This is a genomic window from Streptomyces sp. NBC_01549 (genome assembly GCF_026339955.1).
In the GTDB taxonomy this organism is placed as follows: domain Bacteria; phylum Actinomycetota; class Actinomycetes; order Streptomycetales; family Streptomycetaceae; genus Streptomyces.
In genome coordinates this window covers 1,249,915-1,275,619 of sequence record NZ_JAPEPW010000002.1, presented here as the reverse complement: position 1 = coordinate 1,275,619, position 25,705 = coordinate 1,249,915, and the positions used below count along the sequence as shown (strand labels likewise).

Annotated in this window: 21 protein-coding genes and 2 pseudogenes; 17 read left to right on the top strand and 6 right to left on the bottom strand. The window is 69.3% G+C overall.

The window, feature by feature from the left end:
* Positions 1 to 144: 144 nt before the first annotated feature.
* The 5 genes and pseudogenes from OG819_RS40555 to OG819_RS40535 all read left to right on the top strand — a co-directional run.
* On the top strand, positions 145 to 1,413 hold the full coding sequence (locus OG819_RS40555; protein WP_266654155.1) for an ABC transporter substrate-binding protein: 1,269 nt from the start codon (positions 145 to 147) through the stop codon (positions 1,411 to 1,413).
* Positions 1,414 to 1,434: 21 nt separating this feature from the next.
* Complete coding sequence (locus OG819_RS40550) at positions 1,435 to 2,349, top strand: carbohydrate ABC transporter permease (RefSeq protein ID WP_266654153.1); 915 nt, start codon at positions 1,435 to 1,437, stop codon at positions 2,347 to 2,349.
* Positions 2,346 to 3,275, top strand: a complete 930-nt coding sequence (locus tag OG819_RS40545) for a carbohydrate ABC transporter permease (protein WP_266632452.1) — start codon at positions 2,346 to 2,348, stop codon at positions 3,273 to 3,275. Before OG819_RS40550 ends, OG819_RS40545 begins: the two co-directional genes overlap by 4 nt.
* Positions 3,276 to 3,343: 68 nt before the next feature.
* On the top strand, positions 3,344 to 3,538 hold the full coding sequence (locus OG819_RS40540; protein ID WP_266588729.1) for a hypothetical protein: 195 nt from the start codon (positions 3,344 to 3,346) through the stop codon (positions 3,536 to 3,538).
* 368 nt (positions 3,539 to 3,906) lie between these two features.
* A pseudogene (locus OG819_RS40535) lies at positions 3,907 to 4,385 on the top strand (helix-turn-helix domain-containing protein); the annotation flags it as partial.
* Positions 4,386 to 5,243: 858 nt separating this feature from the next.
* On the opposite strand, the gene OG819_RS40530 reads toward OG819_RS40535, so the two are convergent.
* Positions 5,244 to 6,386: an IS701 family transposase gene (locus OG819_RS40530; RefSeq protein ID WP_266655518.1), complete on the bottom strand. Its 1,143-nt coding sequence runs from the start codon at positions 6,384 to 6,386 to the stop codon at positions 5,244 to 5,246.
* A 79-nt stretch (positions 6,387 to 6,465) separates the two neighbouring features.
* Positions 6,466 to 7,320 (bottom strand): hypothetical protein, encoded by an 855-nt coding sequence (locus tag OG819_RS40525; protein WP_266654151.1) that lies wholly within the window; start codon positions 7,318 to 7,320, stop codon positions 6,466 to 6,468.
* 249 nt (positions 7,321 to 7,569) lie between these two features.
* Here OG819_RS40525 and OG819_RS40520 point away from each other — a divergent pair, with 249 nt between their 5' ends.
* Positions 7,570 to 8,079: a hypothetical protein gene (locus tag OG819_RS40520; protein WP_266654149.1), complete on the top strand. Its 510-nt coding sequence runs from the start codon at positions 7,570 to 7,572 to the stop codon at positions 8,077 to 8,079.
* Positions 8,080 to 9,050: 971 nt separating this feature from the next.
* On the opposite strand, the gene OG819_RS40515 is transcribed toward OG819_RS40520, so the two are convergent.
* Positions 9,051 to 10,301 carry an ROK family transcriptional regulator gene (locus tag OG819_RS40515; RefSeq protein WP_266654147.1) on the bottom strand — a complete coding sequence of 417 codons (1,251 nt, stop codon included), beginning with the start codon at positions 10,299 to 10,301 and terminating at the stop codon, positions 9,051 to 9,053.
* 110 nt (positions 10,302 to 10,411) lie between these two features.
* Here OG819_RS40515 and OG819_RS40510 point away from each other — a divergent pair, with 110 nt between their 5' ends.
* From OG819_RS40510 to OG819_RS40500, 3 genes are read left to right on the top strand one after another with little or no spacing between them, the layout of a single operon-like run.
* Positions 10,412 to 11,863 carry an APC family permease gene (locus tag OG819_RS40510; RefSeq protein ID WP_266654145.1) on the top strand — a complete coding sequence of 484 codons (1,452 nt, stop codon included), beginning with the start codon at positions 10,412 to 10,414 and terminating at the stop codon, positions 11,861 to 11,863.
* On the top strand, positions 11,860 to 12,828 hold the full coding sequence (locus tag OG819_RS40505; RefSeq protein WP_266654143.1) for an ROK family protein: 969 nt from the start codon (positions 11,860 to 11,862) through the stop codon (positions 12,826 to 12,828). The genes OG819_RS40510 and OG819_RS40505 overlap by 4 nt, the downstream gene beginning before the upstream one ends.
* Before the next feature lie 25 nt (positions 12,829 to 12,853).
* Complete coding sequence (locus OG819_RS40500; RefSeq protein ID WP_266654141.1) at positions 12,854 to 13,933, top strand: SIS domain-containing protein; 1,080 nt, start codon at positions 12,854 to 12,856, stop codon at positions 13,931 to 13,933.
* A gap of 422 nt (positions 13,934 to 14,355) precedes the next feature.
* Here OG819_RS40500 and OG819_RS40495 read toward each other — a convergent pair.
* Positions 14,356 to 14,505, bottom strand: a pseudogene (locus OG819_RS40495) (IS3 family transposase); the annotation flags it as partial.
* A 157-nt stretch (positions 14,506 to 14,662) separates the two neighbouring features.
* On the opposite strand from OG819_RS40495, the gene OG819_RS40490 reads away from it, so the two are divergent.
* The 8 genes from OG819_RS40490 (at position 14,663) to OG819_RS40450 (ending at position 23,862) form a co-directional block, all read left to right on the top strand.
* Positions 14,663 to 15,547, top strand: coding sequence for a pirin family protein (locus OG819_RS40490; RefSeq protein WP_266654139.1), 885 nt, complete (start codon positions 14,663 to 14,665; stop codon positions 15,545 to 15,547).
* Between the two features lie 183 nt (positions 15,548 to 15,730).
* Positions 15,731 to 17,245, top strand: a complete 1,515-nt coding sequence (locus OG819_RS58780; RefSeq protein WP_323139414.1) for an LLM class flavin-dependent oxidoreductase — start codon at positions 15,731 to 15,733, stop codon at positions 17,243 to 17,245.
* A 153-nt stretch (positions 17,246 to 17,398) separates the two neighbouring features.
* The gene (locus OG819_RS40475) at positions 17,399 to 17,890 is read left to right on the top strand and encodes a MarR family winged helix-turn-helix transcriptional regulator (RefSeq protein WP_266654137.1); all 492 of its coding nucleotides are present in this window, start codon (positions 17,399 to 17,401) and stop codon (positions 17,888 to 17,890) included.
* Between the two features lie 593 nt (positions 17,891 to 18,483).
* Positions 18,484 to 18,681 (top strand): hypothetical protein, encoded by a 198-nt coding sequence (locus OG819_RS40470; RefSeq protein ID WP_266654135.1) that lies wholly within the window; start codon positions 18,484 to 18,486, stop codon positions 18,679 to 18,681.
* A gap of 73 nt (positions 18,682 to 18,754) precedes the next feature.
* On the top strand, positions 18,755 to 20,284 hold the full coding sequence (locus tag OG819_RS40465) for an ISKra4 family transposase (protein WP_266654133.1): 1,530 nt from the start codon (positions 18,755 to 18,757) through the stop codon (positions 20,282 to 20,284).
* A gap of 158 nt (positions 20,285 to 20,442) precedes the next feature.
* Positions 20,443 to 20,697, top strand: a complete 255-nt coding sequence (locus OG819_RS40460) for a hypothetical protein (RefSeq protein ID WP_266654131.1) — start codon at positions 20,443 to 20,445, stop codon at positions 20,695 to 20,697.
* Between the two features lie 200 nt (positions 20,698 to 20,897).
* Positions 20,898 to 22,952, top strand: coding sequence for a hypothetical protein (locus tag OG819_RS40455; protein WP_266654129.1), 2,055 nt, complete (start codon positions 20,898 to 20,900; stop codon positions 22,950 to 22,952).
* A 583-nt stretch (positions 22,953 to 23,535) separates the two neighbouring features.
* Positions 23,536 to 23,862 (top strand): hypothetical protein, encoded by a 327-nt coding sequence (locus OG819_RS40450; RefSeq protein WP_266654127.1) that lies wholly within the window; start codon positions 23,536 to 23,538, stop codon positions 23,860 to 23,862.
* A gap of 112 nt (positions 23,863 to 23,974) precedes the next feature.
* Here the strand turns inward: OG819_RS40450 and OG819_RS40445 are convergent, their stop codons facing one another.
* Both OG819_RS40445 and OG819_RS40440 read right to left on the bottom strand, forming a co-directional pair.
* Positions 23,975 to 24,496 (bottom strand): hypothetical protein, encoded by a 522-nt coding sequence (locus tag OG819_RS40445; RefSeq protein ID WP_266654125.1) that lies wholly within the window; start codon positions 24,494 to 24,496, stop codon positions 23,975 to 23,977.
* Between the two features lie 39 nt (positions 24,497 to 24,535).
* Positions 24,536 to 24,958 carry a hypothetical protein gene (locus OG819_RS40440; RefSeq protein ID WP_266654123.1) on the bottom strand — a complete coding sequence of 141 codons (423 nt, stop codon included), beginning with the start codon at positions 24,956 to 24,958 and terminating at the stop codon, positions 24,536 to 24,538.
* Positions 24,959 to 25,705: the final 747 nt, after the last annotated feature.

Sequence of the window (25,705 nt, the reverse complement as noted above, 5' to 3'; positions counted from 1 at the left end):
GTCAGAACCCTTGACGACACTCCGACATGGGAGTGAGATCCAAGCCTCGCGTTCGGTTGTGTTAGGTGACACCCCGAGGAGGGGGACATGGCACAGTCATCGTTGAAGGGGACCGTCATGCCCGAAGGCACATCAGGTCATCGGATGTCCCGGCGAAATCTCTTGCGCGGTGCGGCCGTCGGGGCCGGCGCGCTCACGCTCCCCGCCCTGCTGTCCGCGTGCGGCGACGGACCCGGCGGAAACAAGAACGAAGTCACCGTGGGGTCCAACGCCTCGGACCCGGTCCCCAAGAAGGCGTACGCGGCGGCCTTCTCGGCGTACGAGAAGAAGTCCGGCAAGAAGGTCAAGGTCAACACCAAGGACCACAACGACTTCCAGGAGAACATCAACCGCTATCTCCAGGGCACGCCCGACGACGTCTTCATGTGGTTCGCGGGGTATCGCATGCAGTACTTCGCGGAGAAGGGGCTCCTGCACGAGATCAGCGACGTGTGGAGCGGCTTCACCGGCTTCTCCGACGCCCTGAAGGAGCAGTCCACCCACTCCGGCAAGCAGTACTTCGTGCCGTACTACTACTATCCGTGGGCCGTTTTCCACCGCAAGAGCCTCTTCCAGTCCAAGGGCTACCAACAGCCCAGGACCTGGGACGACTTCATCGCGCTGGCCAAGCGGATGTCGAAGGACGGGACGCCCGTCGCCTTCTGCGACAAGGACGGCTGGCCCGCGATGGGCACCTTCGACTACATCAACATGCGCCTGAACGGATACGACTTCCACAAGTCCCTGATGGCCGGCACGGAGTCCTGGACCGACACCAAGGTCAAGAACGTCTTCGACACCTGGCGCGAGGTCATGCCGTACTACCAGAAGGGCGCCCTCGGCCGCACCTGGGAGGAGGCAGGGCAGAGCCTGCAACAGCGCAAGACGGGGATGGCGGTCTTCGGAATGCCGCACCCGGGCACCCAGTTCCCCGAGAACGAACGCGACGACATCGACTTCTTCGCCTTCCCCGAGATCGACCCCCAGTACGCGCAGGACGCCGTGGAAGCGCCCATCGACGGATTCCTGGTCGCCAAGAAGTCGAAGAACCTCACCGGCGCCAAGGCCCTGCTGACCTGGCTGGGCACCCCCACCGCCGAGAACACCTATCTCGCCCTCGACCCCAACAACGTGGCCGTCAACGACGGCGCCGACACCGCCAAGTACAGCGCCCTGCAGAAAAAGTCGGCTCAGCTCGTCTCCGGCGCCAAGCAGATCTCGCAGTTCATGGACCGCGACACCCGTCCGGACTTCGCCTCGACCGTGATGATCAAGGCGATCCAGGACTTCATCGGCAACCCGAAGGACGTCGACGGTCTCTGCAACAGCATCGAACGACAGAAGAAGACCATCTTCTCGTCGCCCGTCGGCTGAACATCTGGGGGAAGACGTTCCGTGGCGCTCAACATCCCACGGCGCGCCGGGCGACGACGGCTGCGGCGGTTCTCCCGCCGCGACGCCGTCGTCCTCGGCGTGCTCCTCGGTATACCCGTCCTGCTCGACATCGTCATCGTCTGGGGCCCGACCCTCGCCTCCATCGGGCTCTCCTTCACCTCCTGGGACGGCGTCGGCGACGTCCACTGGGCCGGCGGCGACAACTACAAGAACCTCTTCGAGAACTACCCGGCGTTCTGGCCCGCCGTCCGCCACAACGTCCTGTGGCTGCTCTTCCTCGGCCTGATCGCCACCCCGTTCGGACTGTTCCTCGCCGTGCTCATCGACCGCGGAGTGCGCTTCAGCCGCTTCTACCAGTCCGTGATCTACCTGCCGGTCGTGCTCTCGCTCGCCATCGTCGGCTTCATCGCCCAGCTGATCCTCGGCACCGACCAGGGCGTGGTCAACACGATCCTCAACAACCACGAGAACCCGGTCGACTGGCTCGGCGACGCGCACCTCAACATCTGGATGATGATGATCGCGGCGAGCTGGCGGCACACGGGATACGTCATGATCCTCTACCTCGCCGGACTCAAGTCCGTCGACCCGCAGCTGAAGGAAGCCGCCGCGATCGACGGCGCCAACGCCCGCCAGACCTTCTTCCGCGTCGTCTTCCCGACCCTGCGCCCGGTCAACGTCATCGTCGGTGTCATCACCGTCATCGAGGCGCTGCGCGCGTTCGACATCGTCTACGCGGTCAACAAGGGCCGCAACGGCCTGGAACTGCTCTCCGTCCTGATCACCGACAACATCATCGGGGAAGCCAGCCGGATCGGATTCGGCTCCGCCATCGCGGTCGTCCTGCTCACCGTCTCCCTGGGGTTCATCGTGACGTTCCTGGTCCAAGAGCTGCGAGGTGCGCGCGAACGATGACCGCCGACATCCGCACCGGTGCCCCCGTGCGCCCCGCTCCCGTTCCGGACGAGACGCCCGCTCCCCGCCGCCGGCCGCGTCCCGGACGCTTCGGCGTCCACATCTTCCTGATGGGCGTCTCGCTCGCCTTCCTCGCGCCGCTCCTGCTCGCTGTCTACGCCTCGCTGCGGCCCTACGAGGAGACGGCGCAGAACGGCTACTTCTCCTTCCCGAAGCACCTGTCCTTCGAGTACTACCGCCGCGCCTACAGCGAATCCGGTATGGGCAAGTACTTCACCAACACCCTGCTCATCGCTGTGCCCGCCGTCCTGGTGACCCTCTTCCTCGCCTCGTTCGTGGCCTTCGCCGTGTCCCGGCTGAAGCTGCGCGGGGGCCTGGTCCTGCTGATGTTCTTCACCGCGGGCAACCTGCTGCCCCAACAGGTCATCGTCACCCCGCTGTACGTCCTGTTCAACAAGGTCCCGCTGCCGTGGTGGATGTCCGACTCGCTGACGATGTACGACTCCTACTGGGCCGTCATCATCGTCAACATCGGCTTCCAGATGGGCTTCTGCGTCTTCGTGCTGGCCAATTTCATGAGGACGCTGCCGCAGGAGATCCTCGAGGCCGCGATCGTCGACGGCGCGGGCGTGTGGACCCAGTTCTGGCGCATCACGCTCCCGCTGTGCCGCCCGGCCCTCGCGGCCCTCGGCACCCTCGAGTTCACCTGGATCTACAACGACTTCCTCTGGGCCCTGATCTTCATCTCCAACCCCGACAAGCTCCCGGTCACGTCATCCCTCAACAACCTCCGCGGCCAGTTCTTCACGGACTACAACCTGCTGGCGGCGGGCTCTGTCCTGGTCGCCCTCCCCACGATCCTGGTCTTCCTGCTCCTGCAACGGCACTTCGTCGCGGGCCTGACACTGGGGTCCACCAAGGGCTGATCCGGACGGGGAGTGGGAGTTGCGTTACCCACCCGTGACTCCTCGCCGCATTCGGAGTTGAACCGGGCATGAAGAAGCGCAGCATGCTCGCCATCGCCTCCCTCGCCACCGGGTTCGTCGTCGCGGCGATCACCCCGTCCCACGCCGTCGACGGCGACTCCCTGGGCGACCTGCCCGTCAAGGACACGCTCAGCAGCCTCGACCACACGCTCAGCAGCGACAACCTGGGCGTGGACGACACCGCGCTCGGCCAGAACGGCTGAGGCGCGGGGCGGACACGCGGCGCCGGTGACCCCCTTTTTTTTGGGACGGGGCACCGGCGCCACGCCGTCGGCTCTTTCATCAGCGGCTGGTTTCCGTGGCAGGGTGAAGCGGGCAAGCCACAGGGGGCCAACAGAAGAGGGGGAACCGTGATCGTCTGGATCAAGAGCGTCTCTCGGGTTGAGGCTGGTCAGGGCGGTATGCACTGATATGGCTCGGTGAATGTTAGCCAGAGTTAGGCTCGGTTAGCCTGAGTTAGCTTTGGCGAGCAAGATCTATCTCCCATCTGTCTCCCACGGGAACAACGAAGAGCCCCCGGCGCACCCTTGGGTTCTAGTGGTCGTCGCAACACCCCAGCTGAAGGGGTGCGATGGACTTCGAGATCCGTAAGGACCGGAAGCCGCAGGGACGGAAGAAGCTGACTCTGGAGCGGGCGGCATACTTCCAGCTCATGCAGCAGGGCTACAGCAGCAGGGAGGCCTGTCGGATCGTCGGTATCGACGTCCGGACCGGCAAGAAGTGGCGCAACGGCCGCCACGCCCACAAAGGCCGCGAGAAGGCGGCGCCTCCGATCTATCAGGAGGCGCCGCCTTCGTCGGGTCTGTCCCGCTACCTGGGCGAGGCCGACCGCATCCACATAGCCGACCGGCTGCGGGAGAAGGCCACGGTGCGCGCTATCGCCGCCGAGCTGGGCCGCAGCCCGTCCACCATCAGCCGCGAGATCCGCCGCAACCGGCACCCGGTCAACGGCCAGTACCGGCCGCACGCCGCCCACGCCCGACTCAGGCCCGCCGGCCCCGCCCCAAGCCCGGGAAGATCGGCCAGAACCCCGAACTCCGGGGCTTCATCCACCCTGGGCACCTTCCTGCGCTCCTTCACCCACGGTCACGCCCTCCAACTGCACGCGGTACACCGCAGGTTCCTGCGCGAACTGGCCGCGCACACCCCGTTGCTGCCCGGCTGTGGCGAGAAGGCGTTCATCGACGTCGACTCCACCCACAAACGCGTCTACGGCCGCACCAAACAGGGCGCCGAATACGGCCGGTTCAAGGGCATCCGCACCCTGCACCCCCTGCTCGCCACCATCTGCACCCCCACCTCCCGGCCGGTGATCGCCGCCGTGCGGATGCGCCGCGGCAAAGCGGCCGACTCCCGCGGTGCCCCGAAACTCGTCCGGCTTCCCGGATGCACTGCACGATGTACTCGGTGTGGTCGGCGGGCCTCATGCGGCGTTCCCTTCGGGCTGCTCGGTGGTGTCGGCCGTGGAGCGGACCTGCAGGCAGTCGAGAGCGAGAGAATTCACTCTCGGCACGGTCACGCCACGGCGTGCGGGCGAGGACGTGCCCGTCCTCGTCGGCTACAGCTCCCAGCTCGCGGTGCTGGATCGCTGGTAGTCCTCCGTCGGAGCCTGCCCGGCCTGTGGAGGACGGTCAGAAGCCTGGCAAGGAGGGGCCGGAGCGGTCGGGTGGGTCGGGGTGGTGCGGCCGGTCGTAGCGCGGGTGGGCGTCTCGACTGGGGTGGGTGATGTCTCGTTCGGCGCGGTCGAAGAGTTGGTCGGGGACTATTACTGCAACCGCATCTGGAGAATGTGGCCTCGGCGTTTATAGTGGGAGCGGCGGGCTCGGGCTTGGCTGCGTCGTCGGAAGCGTGACCAGTGCAGATGGTGCTCGTTGCTGTGACAGTGGCGCGTGACGACGACGTGGCCCATCAACCGGCGGATCTCCGGGACGCTGAGGGGTATGAGGTCTTGCTCGTCGTCGAGAGTGCCCCTTTTGTGGCTTCTGCGGCGCGGACGGCGGTCAGGTAGGCAAGGGCGGCCATGGCCAGGGTGATGTGGCGGTACCAGGCCCGGTAGAGCCGCACCTGGTAGTGGTCCAGACCGCACTCTCCCTTCGCGGTCTGGAAGCACTCCTCGACCGCCCACCTCGCGGCAGCTACTTTGACCAGGTCTTTCAGTCGGGAGGCGACCGGGCCGTAGCAGACGTAGTAGGCGATCTCGCTCGGGTCGCTGACGCTGCGTCGGGCCAGCACCCAGTGCCCGAAGCCGTTTTCCCAGGACGGGCGGATCGCGACACGCGCCCAGTCGTAGATCCGCTCACCGTGCGCGCCGGCCCCGCCGGAGATTCGTTTCCACCGCTGGCGGGGCAGCGCGGCGACCAACTGGTCCACCCGCGTGTCCGCCCCGTGCGTGGTGATCACAGTGTCGTTGACCTTCGTAGCCAGCACGTGCGCGACCCGACGTTCCTCCAGCCACACTCGCAGGTGCTTGACCTGCCCGTATGCCTCGTCAGCGGTGACCCACGCGAACGGGACACCCGCGTCGATGGCGCGTTGCAGCATCCACTTGAAGTGCTCGTTCTTGGTCGCGAAGGGGACCTCGTCGTCGATCCCGGCCGCGCGGCAGCGGTCACGGTCATCCGTCCAGGAGACGGGGATGTAGAGCTCGCGGTCGATCAACGCCCGCCCCCTGGCGGAGGCGTAGGCCAGGAATGTTCCGATCTGGCTGTTCTCCGTGCGGCCGGCTGTGCCGGTGTACTGCCGCTGGACGCCGGCGGACTTGGTGCCCTTCTTCAGGAAGCCGGTGTCGTCGCCGATCAGCACCGCGTCCTTGGCGCCGATGGTCTCCACGACGAAGTCCCGGACATCGTCGCGGACCGCGTTCTCGTCCCAGTCGGAGTGGTTGAGCAGGCGCTGGACGCCGTCGGGGCGCAACTGCCCGACCTGCTCCGACAGCGTCCACCCGTTCTTCTTCTCAAGCGGCGCGAGCAACCCGTTCAGGTAGTCCGACGCCCGCTCGCGGGGCTCCGACCTGCCGAAACGGTGGGCGAACCGGGCATGGAACCCGGCTATCCCCTCGGACCACGACTCGACCTGCTCAACCGTCAACGATTCATCGCACAGTCGGAACAACGAGCCAACCCAGCACCTGTCACGGCAGATGCGGTTGCAGTACTATTCGTGTCGGACGTGAGGTTGTCCGGCGACGGCTTCGGGAGGCAGGGCTGTTGGGTGTGACGTCGGGATCGCGTGTGAGGCGGGGGTCGGGGACGGATGGCGTCGTGGTCGGTTCAGCGGAGGCAGGTTCGTCGCGTGTCTGACGCTTCGCGGTTTGCTCGGCTCGGTCGGCTTGCTGTATTGCCTGACGGTTGGCGGCGCGTTTGAGGCGATCCTTTTCGTGGTTCAGGAGGGCCTCTACGCGGTTACGGCGCATTGAAGAGGTGACTTCGCGGGTGTAAGTCGCCTGGTTGTCGCGGCCGTAGGAGACTCCGTCTGCTCCTTCGACGCACGTGCGTCGGAAATCGTGGACCACACGCCCGAAGCGTGCCGGATCGGGAATGCCGTTAAGAGCGTTGTCGATCTCCCCCCACACCGTGGGCGGGGTGGAGGCGGGGCTGTACTCGGTGATCATGTCGACGATGGCTTCGGCGAGTTCGGGCCGGGCGGCCACGAGCTCCCGCTCATTGATCCGGGATCCATGGCAGGGGTAGAGGAATTCATTGTGCTGCACGCATCGGTCGCCCGCCTGGACGCCTTCACAGTCGCGGACGAGTACGTAGTCGCCAGGGGGCTGAGCCGCGCTGCGCGGTCGGCCGGCGGGGGTGCGCTCGACTCGTCCGAGGTCGATGGGCGTCTTGCGCAGGAGGTAGGCGCGCTCTGCACAGAGCTCGTGCATCACATCGGCTCGAAGGATTTCGCTGTCGGGTTTCAGCATCAGTTTGATGAGGGCGTCCTTGACCGGGCGGCTGCGCAGCAGCGTCGCGAAGTCCACGACACGGGTGCTCAACCGGTATTCGTACCGGTTGTACTGCTTGTTGCGGTCGCCTAGTTGGACTCCCCGGCATCCGACGATGAGGACCTTCTCGCGGGCCTCGCCCAGGCCGGTTTCGCCTTCCCTCGCTGCCGGTTGCTGACGGGATGCAGGGGGCAGCGCGGGAGGAACCCACGACCAGACGGGTCCGCGGTCGCCGGGGGATACGGGACGTCCGCGGGGCACAGGATCCGGTACCCGTCGCGGAAGCTGACCGAACACAGCTTGGTCGCGCGCGGCGCCCGGCAGGCGGCACGCGGTGCCGAGCAGACCCGTGACCTCGCCCGGGTCTCGCTCGACCGCGCGCGGGAGGCCGTCGCCGCGGCCGAAACCGCCGAAACGGCTGCCGAGACGGCCCTCGGGCCCGCCCGCGAACAGGCCCGTACGGCGCTCGGTCAGTGGACGCGGGCACACGGCGCGCTCCTGGCCGAAGCGGAGCGAGAGGGGGTCCCCGGTCGAAGGCTGGGGGAGGGGGCGGGCCGACTCGCCGAAGCGCTCGAACTCACCGGCGAGGCCGATGCGGTCACGCTCGCCGACGCCTTCACGGAGACCACCGCTCCCACCATGCAGGAACTGCGCGACACCCTCGCCTCCCTGCGCGCGCAGCGCACCGACGTCGAGCGCCGCGGCGCCGAGGCGGAAGCCGAACGCGACCGGATCGCCGCCGAACACGACGACGTCCCGCCCCCGGCCCGCGGACGCGCCGCCGAGCGACACGAGATGGGGTCCCCCTGAGGACGGCCGGGGGAGGGCGCCCGGCGACGGCGTTCCGCTGTGGCAACTCGTCGACTTCGACGGCAGGCTGACGGATCGTCAGCGTGCGGGTCTGGAGGCGTCGGGCCTCCTCGACGCCTGCGTCACCGCCGAGGACACCCTCGTGACGGTCAGGCACAGCGAGGGCTATCTCCGTGCCGGTGCCCAGGTGAGCGGTCCGAGCCTTGCCGATCTCATGAGGCCCGAGAACCACGAGAACCCCGAGACCCCCGACAACCTCGGGGACCCCAAGGACAACGCCGCGATCCCGGCCGCGCGGGTTACCGCCGTACTGCGCTCCGTCGCTGTCGCTGTCGCCGGCGACCTCGACACCGGGACCCCGCGGCTCAGCCCGGACGGCCGGTACGCCGCCGGTGTCCTGGTCGGTGCCCACACCAAGGAGCACGCCCAGTATGTCGGTGCCACCGTCCGCGTATATCGGCCGCCACCGCCCGCGCGCGCCGGATCGCCGCCCGCGAGGCGCTGCTGGCCGAACTCGCCAGCCGAATCAACGAGTTGGCGCACACGCAGGCCCGTACGGAAGCCGCCCTGGAGGCGTACGCCGCCGTCCGCGCCGCCCTGCCCCGCATCACCGGCATCACGCAGGCCCCGCGCGAACTCGACAGGGCCGCGGCGAGGCTGCGTGCCACCCGCGACGCTGCCGACGGCTCGTACGACGAGTCCGTGGCCGCCTGCTCGGTCGCCGAGTGCGCCCTGCGTCGTATCGCGGCCGGGCACGCCATCGAGCCCCAGCGCGTCGACGTCGCCGAGACCGCCACCCGCGCGAAGGCCGGGCGGGCGCTTCGACCGGTTCATGCCGCGAGGGAGGCGGCAAGCCTTGGCGCGGGCGTCGGTTTCGTGGCGGAAGACGGCGGCGATGAGGTCCGAGCGCCGTCGGAAGTGCCGGTGGAGCGTACCGCCCCGGCTCCCGTCCTGGCGGTCTGCCGCGTACCTCAGCCCGGCCAGGGGCCTTCCGCCCCCTCGGCCTCCCGGCGACGCCGCTGGCCCGCGCCGAAGGCTCGACGCCAGGCGTCGTCGACGGCCTCGGCGACACCGCCGATGACGGTGGCGTCCTCTCCGACGGTGGACACCGCGAGTTCGGGCAGCGGCAGCGGAACCAGCTCGGCGAGTCGGCGCCCGAGGGGTTCCAGCAGGAACTCCGCGTGGCGGCCGACCCCGCCGCCTAGGACGACGAGCTGTGGGTCGATCAACGCCACCACGGCGACCAGGGCCCTGGCGAGCAGGTCGACCTCACGGTCCACGATCGCCGACGCGACGCTGTGGTGGGCCCGGGCCGCCGTGAAGACGTCCTCGACCGTGCAGTTCTCCCCCATCCCTGCGTACCGAGCGGCAGCGACGATCGCATCGGCGGCCGCGGCGCTCTCGAAGGCGCCGCGCGACCTGACCTCCTCCGGGGGTTCTCCCCCGCTGTCGCCGACCAGGAGGAAGGCGATCTCGCCGGCCGCGCCGCGGGCACCCCGGTGCAGTCGGCCGCCGGTGATCGTCCCCATCCCGACGCCGCTGCCCACGGAGAGGTAGACGAAGTCGGGGATGCCGCAGCCGAGTCCTGCCGCCTGTTCCCCCAGGGCCGCCAGGTCGATGTCGTTCTCGAACCTGATGCTGTCGCCGAACTCGTCGGTGAGCAGGCCGACGATGGTCGGGCGGTCCCAGCCGGGCAGGTTGGAGGCATGGCGCAGCCGTTGGGACGCGGGGTCGTAGATGCCGGGGCTGCCGACGACGGTGCTGAGCAGCCGCTCCCGGGTGACCTCGTTGCTCTCCAGCAGTTCGGCCACCAGCCGTGAGATCTGGTGGACCAGATCGGTCGCGCTCAGGGCGCGGGACGGCTCCCGGCGCCGGTCGAGCACCCTCCCGCCCAGGTCGGCGAGGGCCAGCCGGACCCACTGCGCGCCGACGTCGACACTGATCACCCGGCCGGTGTCGACATGGGGCTCCCACAGCCGGGCGGACCGACCGGCGTTCCCGGTACGCCGCCCAGTCTGCCGGACGAGTCTGTCCTCCTCCAACCGGGCGAGGGCCAGGTTCACGGTGGGCCGGGAGAGTCCGGTCACGGAGGACAGTTCGGGGGCCGAGGCCGGGGCGTGCGACCGCAGCCTCTCCAGGACGACCCACTCGTTGGCCCGGCGCATGCTGCCAGGCCCGCGCAGCGCCGCGCTATGTGAGGGACCGCCCAACATCGTCGTCATGGCCGCCATCCTCCCACCGCCGCGGAAGCCGTGGTCCGGCACCCCTTGTATTCATAAAGAAAGACTCGTTACATTTACCCAACTCCCGCCCCCTCCCCGAAGGCGCAACCGTGTCCACTTCCCCCGGCGGCGGCCTGGCCCGCCGTATAGGCCTGCTTCAGGCCACCGCTTTGAACATGAGCCAGATGGTCGGTGTCGGCCCGTTCATCACCATCCCTTTGATGGTCGCCGCGTTCGGCGGCCCCCAGGCCATCATCGGCTGGATCGCCGGCGCCCTGCTCGCCCTGGTCGACGGCCTGGTGTGGGCGGAGCTCGGCGCCGCCATGCCGGGCGCTGGCGGCACCTACGTCTACCTCCGCGAGGCGTTCCAGTACCGCACCGGCAAGCTGATGCCCTTCCTCTTCGTGTGGACGGCCATCCTCTTCGTCCCCCTGATCATGTCCACCGGCATCGTCGGCCTGGTGCAGTACCTGGGCTACCTGTGGCCGTCGATGGGCTCGAACTCGGGAGACCTCGTCGGACTCGCCCTGATCGTCCTCATCGTGGGACTGCTGTGGCGCAGGGTCGACTCCATCGCCCGGCTGACCACGGCCATGTGGGTCGTCATGCTGCTCGCGGTGGCGCTCGTCCTGGTCGCCGCGTACTCGCACTTCCACGCCGACAACGCGTTCAGCTACCCGGCCGGCGCCTTCGACCTGCTCGGCGGCAAGTTCTGGACCGGTTTCGGGGCCGGCCTCGCGGTGGGCGTGTACGACTACCTCGGCTACAACACTGCCGCCTACCTCGGCAGCGAGCTGAAGAACCCCGGCCGCACCCTGCCGCGCTCCACGGTCACCGCCATCTTCGGTGTCATGGTCATCTATCTGCTGCTGCAAGTCGGCGTGCTGGGCGCGGTCGACTGGCACCGGATGCTCGATCCCAACTCCGCCGTCTACCAGTCGATGGCCTCGGTGGTCCTGGAGCAGGCCTGGGGCCGCGGCCCGGCGGAGGCCGTCACCACCCTCATCCTGGTCACCGCCTTCGCCTCCGTCCTGGCGGGCCTGCTGGCCGGCTCCCGAGTGCCGTACGACGCGGCGCGCGACGGCGTCTTCTTCCGCTCCTTCGCACGGCTGCACCCCAGGCACGGCTTCCCGACCGTGGGCCTGGTCACCATGGGCGTCATCACCGCCGTCGGCTTCATGATCGGCCGTCACACCGACATGGGCACCCTCATCCAGCTGCTCACCACCGTGATGGTGCTGGTCCAAACGCTGTCCCAGATCGTCGCGCTCACCGTGCTGCGCAGACGGCAGCCGCAGTTGCACCGCCCGTACAGGATGTGGCTGTACCCGCTGCCCAGCGTCCTGGCCTTCGCCGGGTGGGTCTACATCTATGTGTGCGCCGATCACAACGCCCCCGGTCGCCGCCCCATCGAGTGGTCGCTGGCCTGGGTCGCCCTGGGCGGGCTGGTCTTCCTGGCGTGGGCCCGCAAGGAGCGCATCTGGCCGTTCGGCGACAAGCAGATCCGCGAGCAGTACGCCGACGCGGCCGACGACGCCGACAAGGAGCCCGCCACCGTATGACCACCACCGTCAGCGCCGCCCCCGCACCCGGGGGCGGCCCGGCTCCGTACCACGTCCTGGCCGTGGACCTGGGTGGCACCAAGACCGCCCTGGCCACCGCCGCCCCGGACGGCACCATCCTGCGCCGCGACGCCATACCCACCCTCGCCAGCCAAGGCGTCGACCAAGTCATGCGACGGGTCGTCGAGCGCGGCCGCGATATGACCGCGCGCACCGTCGCCGACGGCCACGGCGCGCTGCGGGCAGTCGCCGCCGCATCGCCCGGCATCGTCCTGGAAGACCGCATCCTGCTGGCGCCCAACAACCCCGGCTGGGAGCGGCTCGCCCTGGCCGCGACCCTGCGGGAGAGCTTCGGGACCGACACGGTCGCCGTCGAGACCGACGTCAAGGCCGCGGCCCTGGCCGAGGCCCGCTGGGGCGCACTGGCCGGGTCCGCCTGCGGGATCTTCCTCAACCTCGGCACCGGGCTGTCCGCCGCGACCGTGGTCGACGGACGGGTGCTGCGCGGTGCCCACCAGGCCGCCGGCGAGATCGGCTCCCAGCTGCTGGGGACCGCCGACACCCGCAGTGCGGCCGACGGCCGCGCCCCGCTCGAGGAGTACGTGTCCGGGCGGGCCATCGGCGACCGGGGCTCGGCACTCCTCGGCCGCCCGGTGACCACCACCGAGGTCTTCGCCCTCGCCGAGCGGGACGCCGAGGTGGCCCGCTTCCTCGACGACGCCCTGGACACCCTCGGCGTGCACCTCGCCAATCTGGCGATCGCCCTGGACCCGGACACCATCGCGGCCGGAGGCGGTCTGACCCGCGCCGCGGACCGGATCCTGCCCCGCCTCAGGCGGATCGTCGAGCGGTCCGTGCCCTTCCCGCCCAGGCTGGTCCCCGCGCACTTCACCGAGAGCGCACCGCTCACCGGAGCCGTCATCCTGGCACTGGACGCGGTCGCCGCACAGGCCACCGATGTCTGAGAACCACCGACAGGAGTCCCCCCTCATGCCCACCGAGAACCGGCCAGAGCAGCACCGACCGGGCCGGACGATGTCCGCCGAGATGGCGCAGCAACCCGCGGTGCTGCGGCGCATCCTGGCCGACGGCGCACCGCAGATCCACCGCACCGCCGATCTGATCGCAGCCCGCAAACCCCGCTTCGTCCTGCTCACCGCGCGCGGTACCTCCGACAATGCGGCGCTGTACGCGAAGTACCTGATCGAGGTACTGCTGGGGATGCCGGCCGGCCTCACCTCGATGTCCACCACCACGGCCTACGGCGCACAGCAGGACCTGACCGATGTCCTGGTCGTCACGGTCAGCCAGTCCGGCGGCTCGCCCGATCTGGTGGCGTCGACCAGGGCAGCCCGGGAGGCGGGGGCGATCACCCTGGCGGTGACCAACAACCCCGGCTCCCCCCTCGCCGAGGTCTCCGAGTTCCACATCGACGTCCTGGCCGGTCCGGAGAAGGCGCTCCCGGCCACCAAGACGTACACCGCCGAGCTGCTGTCGCTGTACCTGCTCGTCGACCGTCTTCGCGACGGGGCGAAGTCCCGGGGCACCGCCGTCGCCGCGCAGCTGCCGGACCTCGCCGAGCGGATCCTCGCCCGGCAGGCCGACGTGGCCCGGCTGGCCGCGCGGTACCGCTTCGCCGAGCGGCTGATCCTCACCTCCCGGGGCTACGGCTACCCAACGGCCAAGGAGGCGGCACTGAAGCTGATGGAGACCAGCTACATCCCCGCGCTCTCCTTCTCCGGCGCGGACCTGCTGCACGGCCCGCTCGCCATGGTCGACAACGTCTCGCCGATCATCGCCGTGGTACCCGAGGGCAGCGGCGGCCAGATCCTGCAGCCAGTACTCGACCGGCTGCGCGACCGCGGCGCCGACCTGGTCGTGGTCGGGAACAGGTCCGCGGTCGACGCCGCCTCCGCAGGCTTCGTACTGCCGACCTCGGGGGTACCCGAGGAGATCCAGCCGATCCTGCAGATCCTGCCGCTGCAGCTGTTGGCCTACGAGATCACCACGGCGCGCGGCCAGGACCCAGACGCCCCACGTGCCCTGGCGAAGGTCACCGAGACCCACTGAGCCCGAATCCACCAGCTGTTCTCTCGGGGGCCGACCAGCCGCCGAGGTCTGTCGGCGGTGCGGGGCAGGAGTGTGAGGGTGGGTGGCACCCGCCGCACGCGGGTGCCACTCTCGAACACGACGCTCACGCCACAGCCGCAGCCGAGCTGGTTCCGCTCAGCAGCTTCGAACTCCTTCAGTGGTGTTCCACGGTTTCATCTGGGGTGCCCCGCCATCACCCCAATGGCCAGACTCTGTTGGTGATCTTCTGGCGTCATGCGGTGGTGGTGCAGAGGGCGTGGAAACGTGTTGATCTGCGGCGGGTGGTCGGTGGCTCGGCAATTGTGCGACATCCCGGGAGTTCCCCTGAGGCTTGGTGGGTGTCCGCTGATTGGGTCAGGGGCCTTCGCGGCGGACGGGTCCGCGAAGGTGGTGCGGTCTTTGCGACGCAGCCGCAGACCGGCCAGGCCGGTCTGACGCATGATGCGGGCGATCTTCTTGTGGTTGACCCGCTCACCGTCGGCGCATAGTTCGGCGGTAATCCGGGGGACGCCGTAGGTGCCGTCCGAGTCCTGGTGAACCTTGCGTATCCGGGCGGCGGGCCTGGCGTCGGCGGCCCGGCGCTTAGCTGGCGCTTGCTCAGCCCCTGCTGCTCCGCGCCGCCACCCTATTTTAGTTGACGATTCAACCTGTGGCCCGTACCGTCGGGGTGACGCATCAACGCGATGGGTCGGACGGAAGGACCCCATCGTGGACGTGCTACACGGCGCTGTGGAACGGAGCGTCGCCCGAGTCCAGGACAAGATGCAGTCCGGGCCGGATGCGCAGGTCGACGACCGGTACGTGATCATCGCGCCAACGCGGCCGGAGCTCACCGACCCGTTCCTGCTGTTGAGCGAGGACTGGTTCTCCTCGCCCGGCTTCGAGTGGCACCCCCACCGGGGCGTCGAGACCGTGACGTTTGTTGTCGACGGCGTCCTGGAACACGGCGACAACGCCGGCCATGTCGGCGCACTGGGCGCAGGCGACGTGCAGTGGATGACCGCGGGGCGCGGAATCATCCACCGCGAGCTCGCATTTCGCAACGAACGGGCGCACACCCTGCAGCTGTGGGTGAACCTGCCGGGCCAGATGAAGATGGTCGACACTCGCTACCAGGACGTGCTTGCCGCTCGGCGGCCCGTCATTGAGGGGGAGGGCACCCGCATCGACCTCATCTCGGGCGAGGCCGGCGGTGTCCGAGGACATGCACTGAACAACTGGCCGATCTCCGGAGCGGTGATCACCCTGGAGCCGAACCGGCGTCTGACCCATCTGCTTCCCGGCCGTGACCGTGCGTTCCTCCATGTCCTGTCAGGTACGGTGACCGTCGCCGGACGATCCGTTCGCGCGGGGCAAACCGCCTGGTCCGATCCCCTTCCTCACGCGCCTGCCTCGACCATCGAGCTGGAAACGGGCGACGGAGGCGAGCACAGCGTGGTCATGGTCTACAGCGGTGAGCCGATCGGCCAGTCCGTCGTGATGGGTGGGCCCTTCGTCATGAACAGCAAGGCCGAGATCGAGCAGGCCTTCCGCGACTTTCACTGCGGCGACTTCGGCCGAATTCCCCACCAGGCCCGCCTGCAGTACCGCTGACCCCGGGACGCGGCCCTGTCCCGGGGCGATCGCTGCCAAGCCGCGAACGAGGTGGCTGCCGTGGTCCGACATGAGGTCGGGCGGCAGCCCCGGCAATTCGGGCGAGAGCGCTGGGCGGACGCTTCCCGCATTCCTTGCGAATGTCGGCCGCCCGGGCGCGCCCGCGTACGAAAGGACACACCCATGCCCGACTACGGACACGACCTGCGCTTCGGAGCCTTCCTCACCCCCACCGCCGAAGACCACAACGAGGTCATACGCCTGGCGCGCCTCACCGACGGCATCGGCCTGGACCTCATCGGCATCCAGGACCACCCCTACCAGCCGGCGTTCCTCGACACCTGGACCTTGCTGACACACCTTGCGGCCCACACCGACCGCGTCACCCTCTTCCCGCACGTCGCCAACCTGCCGCTGCGCCCGCCCGCCGTCCTCGCCCGGTCCGCCGCCACCCTGGACATCCTCAGCGGCGGCCGGACCGAACTCGGCATCGGAGCTGGTGCCTTCTGGGACGCGATCACCGCGCTCGGTGGACCGCGCCGCACACCGGCCGAGGCCGTCGACGCCCTGGAGGAGGCCATCGCGGTGATCCGCGCGATGTGGACCCCCGGTCCTGCCGCCGACATCCCGGGCCGTCACTACCGCCTCGACGGAGCCCACCCCGGTCCCTTCCCCGCCCACCCCCTCGGCATTTGGATCGGCTCGTACAAGAAGCGCATGCTGGAACTCACCGGCCGCCTCGGCGACGGCTGGCTCCCCTCCTCGGCCTACGCACCCCCGGGCGACCTCGCGGCGATGAGCCAGACCCTCGACGACGCCGCCCGCGCCGCAGGCCGCGATCCCGCCCAGATCCAGCGGATCTACACCGTCAGCGGACGCTTCTCCCACCTCACCTCGGACCGCTTCCTTGACGGGCCCCCCGAGCAGTGGGCTCGCGGGCTGACCGAACTCGCCCTCGCTCATGGCATCAGCGGCTTCGTCCTCGCTCCCTCGGGAGCCGACCCCGAGCGCGAACTGCGCACCTTCACCGAAGAGGTGGCACCACAGGTGCGGGAGGCGATCGCCGCCGCACGCGGCGTGCAGCCCGTCACGGACACGCGATCCGCCGTCCCGCCCTTCGCCCCTGCACGAACACCGGAGAGCGTCGGCCTCTGGTCGGCCGACCCCCTGGATGAAGCGACCCGCCCCCGGGCCCCCAAGCAGCAGCCGGGCCCGGCCCTGGGGAACACCGGTGCCCGGCTCACCCGCATCCACGACAACCTGCGCGACGAGATGCGGCAGATCACCGACGCCGTCGCCCAGGTCGCCGTCGGACAGCGGGACGCCGCCTCCGCCCGCTCGATGATCAACAGCCTCACGCTGCGCCAGAACTACTGGACCCTCGGCACCTTCTGCACCGCCTACAGTCGCACCCTCACCACGCACCACACCATCGAGGACCAGTACATGTTCCCCGAACTGCGCGAGAAACAGGTATCCCTGGGCCCGGTGGTGGAGCGGCTGGAACACGAACACGAGATCATCGCCGAGGCTCTGGCCCGGCTCGATGCCGCCCTGGTCACCCTCGTGCAGGACGACGGCCACATCGGCGAGGTTCAGGACCTGACCGATGTCCTGGAGCGAATTCTCCTCTCCCACCTCGGCTACGAGGAGGAAGAGCTGGTGGAGCCGCTGGACCGGCTCGGCATCAACGTCTGACCCGGCCGGCAGCGGAGAACCGCGACAGCGGCTCCCTGCCCGGGCATGCATGCGGAAGGGTCCCGGCGACGCCGGGGCCCGCAGGAAGTCGACAGCTCGGCCCTAACTCCTCTTTTTTGTTTGCATTCTCAACCAGGAGTTAGGGTGCGTGGTATGTCAACGGAACCGAGGTGGCTCGCCCCCCGTGAGGACCGTGCCTGGCGGACGTTCGTGCACGCTCACCACCAGCTCGGTGTCCGTCTGCAGCGGCATCTTCTCCAGGACTCCGGGCTGACTGAGGCCGACTACGAGATCCTCGCGGTGCTGTCGGAGTACCCCACGGGACGCATACCGGCGCAAGAACTATGCGGTCTGCTGGTCTGGGAGAAGAGCCGGCTCTCCCATCAGGTACGGCGTATGCAGGAGCGAGGGCTGATCACTCGTGAACCCAACCCCGCCGACGCCCGCAGCACCCTGATCTGCCTCCTGCCCGCCGGACGCCACGCCATCGTAGAGGCCGCACCCCAGCACGTGCACAACGTCCGCAACCACTTCATCGACCTCCTCACCCCCGATGAACTCGACACCCTCATCGCCGTCAACGAGCGCATCCTCCGCCGCCTCGATGAGGAACCCGCTCGCGACGACGGCACTCTGGCGGACTGAACGGCCCAGCCGGACAGCTGCGGCCGAGTCGACAAGAGCGAAGTGCCGACAGCCGGGTTTCCCTGTCCGGCCGCGCAGGACGTCCCAGCGCATCGGAGCACCGTTTTGGTTGCACTCCGAAGAGCTCGCTGTCCAGAATTACCTGCGGTCTACGGGTACCGGCACTGCACATGACCAGCCGAGTGGCCACCTGCACCGAGACCCTCGGGTGTCCGAGGGGGTGCGTTTCCGCTTGAGTGACGTGTCTTCAAGATCCGTTGCTTGATGCGGTGACGGCTCGTTGCGGTTGCTGGTGATCAACTGGCGTGGAGAGGCCGTTCGATGAGTTGCGATGTTGTACTGCAGCAGCTGGATGAGCGGTCGGCGGCGTACCGGGCCGAGACGGAACGGCTGCGTGCGGAAGCGGAGCGGATCGCGGGACTGCTGGCGGTGTGCGAGGCGGAGTTGGAGCGGCTGGTCACGGCCCGGCAGGTGGTCGGTGAACTTCCGGCGGTGCACGCGGCGGAGGCCGTTCCCGACCGGCCGCCGCCGCGCACCGGATCGGCCGGGGTGCGCGACACGGGCAGGATGCGGCCGCCTCGTTCGCCGAGCAGATGCTCAGGGTGCTGGCCGGTCATGCGGGCCCGGTGCGGTGCCGGCGGGTCGCCGAGGAGCTGGGCCTGGAGATCACGGCACGCAGCGTGGAGCGGGTACGCCAGCGCTTGAAGAAGGCCGCCGCCGCAGGGGTGGTGGTGAAGACGCCCGGGGGCCTGTTCACCCTGGCGCGTGTGCCGGCCGCGGCAGGCGGGTGAACTGCCGTGCGTGGACGGGTCCTTCTTGTGTTGCCCGGGTGAATGAAAGCCGCTCAGCACAAGAAGGAACCCGGTGGCAACCTACCCCCAGCCAGCCCCCGCTCATGACGACTACGCGGCCTCACGCGCCCAACTCGAGACGATGATCGCCCGTTTGAGTGACACGGACATGGCCGCATGCACCCAGGAGCGGCTCGAGGACTACCTCACCCGGTCCGGACGCGAGCTCCAGCGCATCGCGATGCAGGACTACCTGGACGCCGCCGCCCGCCGGGAGGAACGCCTCGCCGTGGTGACCGGCGCCGACCAGGTGGCCCGCAGGAGGGCCGAGCCCGGACACACCCGCCAACTCCTCACCACGGTGGGCCCGGTGGAAGTCTCCCGCATCGCCTACCGCGCCCCGAAGGCCGCGAACCTGCACCCCGCCGACGCCGTGCTGGCCCTGCCCGCCCGCCTGCACTCCGCCCCGCTGCAGCGGGCAGTGGTGCACGAAGTCGCCGACGGACCCCTGCGCTCCGCCCGCGAAGCACTCGCCCGTACCACCGGTCAACACCTGGGCACCCGCCAACTGCAGGAGATCGCCATCGAGGCCGCCCGCGATGTCCGCGACTTCTACGATCAGCGCACCGGGAGTGCCGCCGAACCCACGGCCGTGGTCGGGCCCCAGGGACGCCACCTGCTGGTGCTGAGCATCGACGCCACCGGCGTCAACATGATCCCCTCCGGTCTGCGCACCCCGGCCCCGCCACGTCCGACCGGCCCGCAGCCGCCCTCGGCCCAGCTCTCCAGCAAGGAACGCACCGGACGCACCCGCATGGCCTGCGTCACCGCCTGCTACGACGCCGCCCCCGCACCCCGCACCGCCGCCGACATCCTGCCCCGCGACGCACCCGAACGCGCCGAGCGGAAGAAGGGACCGGCCGCGAAGAACCGGCACATGGACGCCTCACTCGAGCACTCCACCGCCACCATGGTTACCACCCTGTTCGACGAGGCCGAACGCCGTGACCCCGAACACCTGCGCCGCTGGGTCGTGCTCGTGGACGGCGCCAACCACCAACTCGACTGCCTGACCCAGGAAGCGGCACGGCGCGGCGTGAGCATCGACATCATCGTCGATTTCGTTCACGTGCTCGAATATTTGTGGAAGGCCGCCGACGACCTCCACCCCACCCAGCCCACCCGCGCCGCCTTCGTCCAGCAAGCCGCCCGCGATCTGCTCGAAGGCCACGCCCCCCGCGTGATCGCCGACCTGCACGCCCACCAACGCGCCCACGCCGGCCAGAACCGGCCGGCCCCCGGCCTGGACCGCGCCGCCGCCTACCTGGAAGCCAAACAGCCCTACCTGAACTACCACATCGCCCTCACTCTGGGCTGGCCGATCGCCACCGGCGTCATCGAGGGCAGCTGCCGCTACCTCGTGAAAGAACGTCTCGATGTGACCGGGGCACGATGGAGCCTGCCCGGCGGCGAAGCCGTCCTGCTCTTGCGCGCCGTCATCGCCAACGGCGACTTCACCGAGTACTGGCAGCACCACATGCGCTGCGACTACCAGCGCACCCACGCGGCCCTCTACCAGGAACAACTCGACATCGCCGCATGACCGTTCGAAGCCTACTCACTCAAGCAGAAACGCACCCCCCTGCAAAGACGCCGACGTCCAGCTCAGCACCGGCGTCCACGGCAGACCCCTACGTCATCCAAGCTACTGCGGTCATCCAACCGGGCCAGTCCATCGAGTACGGCAAGGCCACTTTGACCATGACCTCCTCCGGCGACCTTGTCGTCACCGATGAGCGACACGTGACACGCTGGGCGACGCATACCTCCGGCTCCGACCTCCAAGCGGTGTTCCAGAACGACGGCCTCCTCGCGATCTATGACGCGCAGCACAAAGTCCATTGGTCGTCGTACACCAGCGGGAATCCGGGAGCGGTCCTAGCGATCACCTACGACGGCAACGTGCAGATCCGGCTCGGAAACACCGTGCTCTGGCAGACGGGCACCGGGCATTGAGCCAGCGCTCGGGGGCGGAGCGCATCGCGTTTGCGGCTCCACCGAAGCATGCCTACGGAACACGAGAAGCGACCGACGCATCGGTGACAGCACCGCCGCCAAGCGCCCGGAAATCGCCGAGGACGCCCCGCATGGTGGCCCGGCGCGCCGGTGAGGCCTGGCTCGTTCATCCTGTCGGTGCGCTCGATCACCGGTCTTGGATGTACGCCGCCGGCCTGGCTCGGGACGCCGAGTTCACCGTGGTGGTGATCGACATTCCTGAGGAAGGTTCCCAGGACGTCTTGGACGCCGTCGCACGCGCTCTGCCGCCCGGGCGGACCGGGCTGCGGCTGCTGTTCGGCCGGACGCCTGTCGGTGGCAGCGCGCGGGCCGCGCAGTGGCTGGCCGTCCGGACGGGACGGGACGTGGTGATCGCGGACGGTCGTCCGTGGCCTACCGCTGAGGGTGCCCTGTTCGTCAGTCCGGACAGAGGCTCGGGATGGACCCGCTACGCTCCGACCGGTGACACCGAATGGATGGGATGGCGTTTTCCTCACCCCGTCTGGGAAAGCGGTCTCGGCGACTTGCCTGCCCACATATCGGAGTGGACGCACGCCGAACCCCTCGCAGCCGGCCTTTGGCTGCGTCCGAGCGCGGCATCGGACTCCCTCCGCACGCACCGCTCGTTTCTGATGACGCGTCTGCGAAGCAGACCGGAGGCCCTCACCGTGGTCGTCGGCGCTCCCGGCTCGCTAGCCGTTCCCCTTGCGGACATCGCCCGGTTCTGGACAGGGCTGCCAGAACACCTGCGGCCCCATACCTGGTTCACCTGTTTCGGCCCGGTCGTTCTGCCGGCCGGAACCGCCTTTGGGGAGGCGTTGGCCGCCGCGGTGGGAGCGACAGTGCGGTCGTACACCGGGCTGCCCGTCAGTTCCACGGCACACATCCCCACCGAGGAACCCGTCGTCGTAGTGCGCCCCGACGGCACGTTGGGCCGGACACTGATGACCCGGGAGGTTGCCCATTTCCCGCCGTCGCAGGATGGCGGACCCACTTCCCCGGTAGTGACGAATCACCGGTGGCCGGTCGACGCCCTGACCCTGATCCGTCCCGGCGTCTACCAGCACGGGCCCGACGCTGTGGTGGAGGTGCTGCGCTGTGGTCTGTGGGTACGCAACGCCGTCGAGCCCGTGGACGCCGAGCCGCATTCCCTGCCGGTAGACGAGGCGAACGAGATGGTCCTGTACGACAGCGGGGACCCCCAGACCGCTCCGTCGTTGCGGGAACTTGCCCAGGACATCGCGCGCCAAGTGGCCGCCGACAACACGGTCCCTCTCCAGGTGACCGGTATCCACTCGGCGGCACGCCGAAACGAGCCCGAACCGTTCGGTGACATCCGACCCACCGTCCGGGGCGCGGCTGACCGAACGGGTATCGCCACGGCACGGGCGGGCTCCGAGCGGCACGAGCCGTCCCGGGCGGAAACCGCGCGAGCCGCTCCCCTCACCGTCTCCGAACACTTCAGGGCCGTATGGGGCGAACAATACGACTCCTGCGTCGCCTTCGCCGTGGAGCTATTGCGCCGGCACCCGGCCCTGCGTGGCGATCAGTCATCCGGGGACCCGGTCGTGGAACTGGCAGTGCTGCGTCTGTACCTTCTGCGGGACGGGGACCTTCCCATCCTTCTTTCCGAGGCCGGCGCCGGCCGCACCGCGGCTCAGGAACTCGGCCGACTGCTGGCGTCGGGGCTGCACAGACTTCCCGCCTACGCCGGGCCTGTGACCCTGCGTACCGAGCTCGACCAAAGCGACCTGGCCCGGTACAGGACAGGCGGCACGGTCACGGCGTCAAACTGGTTCGCCTGCACCATGACCGGATGGTCGGGACGGTCGGGCAACACGGATCTCGTCATCCTCTCGTCCGGCGGGCGCCGCACGGCGCTCCTGGAGGCCGGTGACCCAGATGTGGTGATGTTCACTCCCGGGGTTCGCTTCGCGCCGCTGGCCGTGGAAGCCGGGGCGCGCAACGCCGTCCTTCTCCGGGAACTCGGCCCGAGCGAGGTTGCCACGGCCGACCCGGACGCCTGTCGCCGAGCTGTGCGGCAACTGAGTCGCGCCCTCACCGACTGGCGACGGGACGAGGGCTTCGAGGTCGTACGCACGGGCATGCTGAGCGCGTTCTTTCAGCCTCCCTTTCCGGGCACAACAGTGCGACCTACGGCGGACGGAGCAGGGGCGTCGAGGGATCTGAACTCAGCGGCGCCGACGAATGGTTGAGCCCTCCCCGCGATCCTGATCTTCTCCGAGCACAGGCGCGTGCCCATCGGTGCGAGGACCGCTGCACTGCCCCGCAGAGCACTCCGCAGTACTCGCGGATTCCAGGCGCGTAGTGGTGGGAGTGGAGGGAGTCGAACCCTTATACCCGCAAGGACACCGGGAACCACTGGGCACTGGGTGGTTCCGTTCATCATGGCCTTCATGACCCGGCGCCCAGAGCGCGGGGGTTCCGGGGCGGCGTCGGGCTCCGCTGCGGGAGACAGTCGGGCGCGCAGGACAGGGGCGGCGCATTAGCCGTAGCCGGGAGCCGGCTGTTTCGATGCGGCGTCCGCGCTCGGCGGCTATGGACTTCGGCCCCAACTTCGCCCGCAACGGGCTGAGCAGCTCATCGAAACGGCTCATACCGCATCAACGAACGCAAGTCCTGGAAGTAGCCCGTAAATTCGTGATGCCCCTGCCTGACCGCGGGCCTGTTGGGGTACTTCCCCGGGGGCGGAAAGGCACGCTGCGCCCGGGATGGTGGGGTGGCGGTGGTTCGGGTGGTTAGGTGGCGGGAGCGTGCTCTGTCGAGGGGTGGTTGGTGATGAGTGAGACGGTCAGGAATGACGCTGAGGGGATGGCCCGGGTGGGGGCGGCTCTGGGTGAGCTGGGTGAGCAGTGGGGGGAGCTCGCGGGCCGGCTCCGGGCGCGGACGCGGGAGCTGGGCGATGGGGATGTGTTTGGTGATGGTGAGGAGGGGCGGCAGTTGAGGGAGAGTTTTCTGCCGGCTCAGCAGGGGCTGGTGGAGGCAATACAGGGTCTGGGTCCGCTGGGTGTGGGTTCGGCGGACGCGGCGCATGGCACGGCGGGTGTGTTCCAGCAGGTGGATGAGACGACTGGGGCGATCGCCGACAAGCTTCGGGGTGCCTGACCATCGATACCATCGAGTTGCCGGGGGCGTTGGCCTGGCTGGCGCCGTTTGTGATCGGTGACCGGTGGCCGAAGGTCAAGGAGGGGCTCCTGTGGGAGCTGGGGCAGCTGGATCAGGAGGCGGCCCGGCTGCTGGGTGAGATTCTTGAGGCGTTGCGGCGTGTGATTCCTGGTGCGGCTGCCAGTGCGACCGGTCCGGCTGGTGAGGCGATGACGGATCTGCTGGACCGGTTGTCGTCCGTGATACCGGATCTGGTGGAGACGGCGACCGCGTTGGGGGATTCGGCGAAGTCGACCGCGGCGGAGATCCAGTACGGCAAGTTGATGATCATCGCGGTGATGATCTGGCTGGCGGCGGAGCTGGCGGCGTTGCTGCCGTGGTCGTGGGTGCCGGGTGTTTCGGCGTTGATCGAGGCGGTGGAGGCCGCGGCGGCGGTGGTGGCCAGGACGCTGCTGGGCCGGATTTTGCGTTCGGTGGCCGCGCGTGCGTCGTTCTCGCGTGCGTTGCAGGCGGCGGGTGCGGCTTCGGCGAGCCGGATCGCGCAGTTGCTGGAGCGGCTGGGTGTGGAGAAGGGTGTGGCGCGTTCGGCGGGTGAGCTGGGCGGCAGGATGGTCAACGGCGCGCTGGCGGGCACGGCTTTCAACGTGGGTCTGGACGTGGGGATCCAGGCCGGTCAGATGGCGGCGGGGACGCGGCAGTCGTGGAACACGCAGAGCACGGCGTTCGGCGCGTTGACGGGTGTGGCCGGTGGCATGCTGGGCGCGGGTCTGATCCATGGGGTGCAGTCCGCGGTGGGCAGGCTGGGGGAGAAGTTCGGGGCGCGCAGGGCTGACGCGGAGGGCCTCAAGGGCGAGGAGCGGGTCATCCGTGTGGCCGAGGTCCAGGCGGAGATGACGAGCTGGGTGACGCCGCCGGCGGTGACGCGGCCGGCGTGGAAGGCGGAGAACTTCACGGAGTGGAAGAGTGCCGCGGGGCTGAGGTCGTTGCCGGCCAGGGCCGCGGTGGGCGGGGCGGCGGGGCTGGGTGCCACGGTCCTGGGCAATGTCGTGTCGGGGTATGACAGCAGTCTGCCGTTCGGGTTCATCTCCGGTGCCATCGGTGTCATGGCGGAACGGCCCCACATCCACGTTCCTCACATCGACCTCCCCCATGGTGAGGGCGGTGGCGGGTTTACGGACCAGGACTTCAAGACCGGCGACACGAAGGAGAAGCCGGAGGCGGCGGGGACCGGGCTGACGGTCCCGGATACGGGAACGACGGGGTCGGCGGGAGCGGGGTCGGCGGGAACGGGCCTGGCTGGAGCGGGGTCGGCGGGAGCGGGGTCGGCTGGAACGGGCCCGGCCGCTGGAACGGGAACGGCGGGGTCGGCCGGCGCGGGGTCGGCGGGAACGGGAGCGGCGGGGTCGGCTGGCACGTCGCGGTTCGCGTCGCCCGGTGTATCCGTGAATGCCGATGCCTCCTCCGGCCTGGCCGGGCCTCCGCAGGCGCAGTCGCAGGCGGGGCCGGTGGCGGCGGGCGGGACGAGTCCGGTCGCCGCTGCGGGAGCCGGGGCTGGGGCCGGGGATGTCACGGCGTCCGGGCAGGTTCGGGCTGAATCGGGACTGCCGCGAGCCGGGACGTCCGCGACCGGGCCGGTCGCGGCGGGTGGCGCGGCCGTGCCCGGTGGACTGCCCGGTTTCCACACGGTGCTGCGCAGCGATCATCCCGGGACGGAGGCGGCCGCTCCCGCTCTTGCCCCCACTGTCGATCCCGGTACCGCGCCTGGTGCCGGTACCCCTGCCGGTACCCCTGCCGGTACCCCTGCCGGTACCTCTGCCGGTGTCTCTGCCGGTGCCGGTACCCC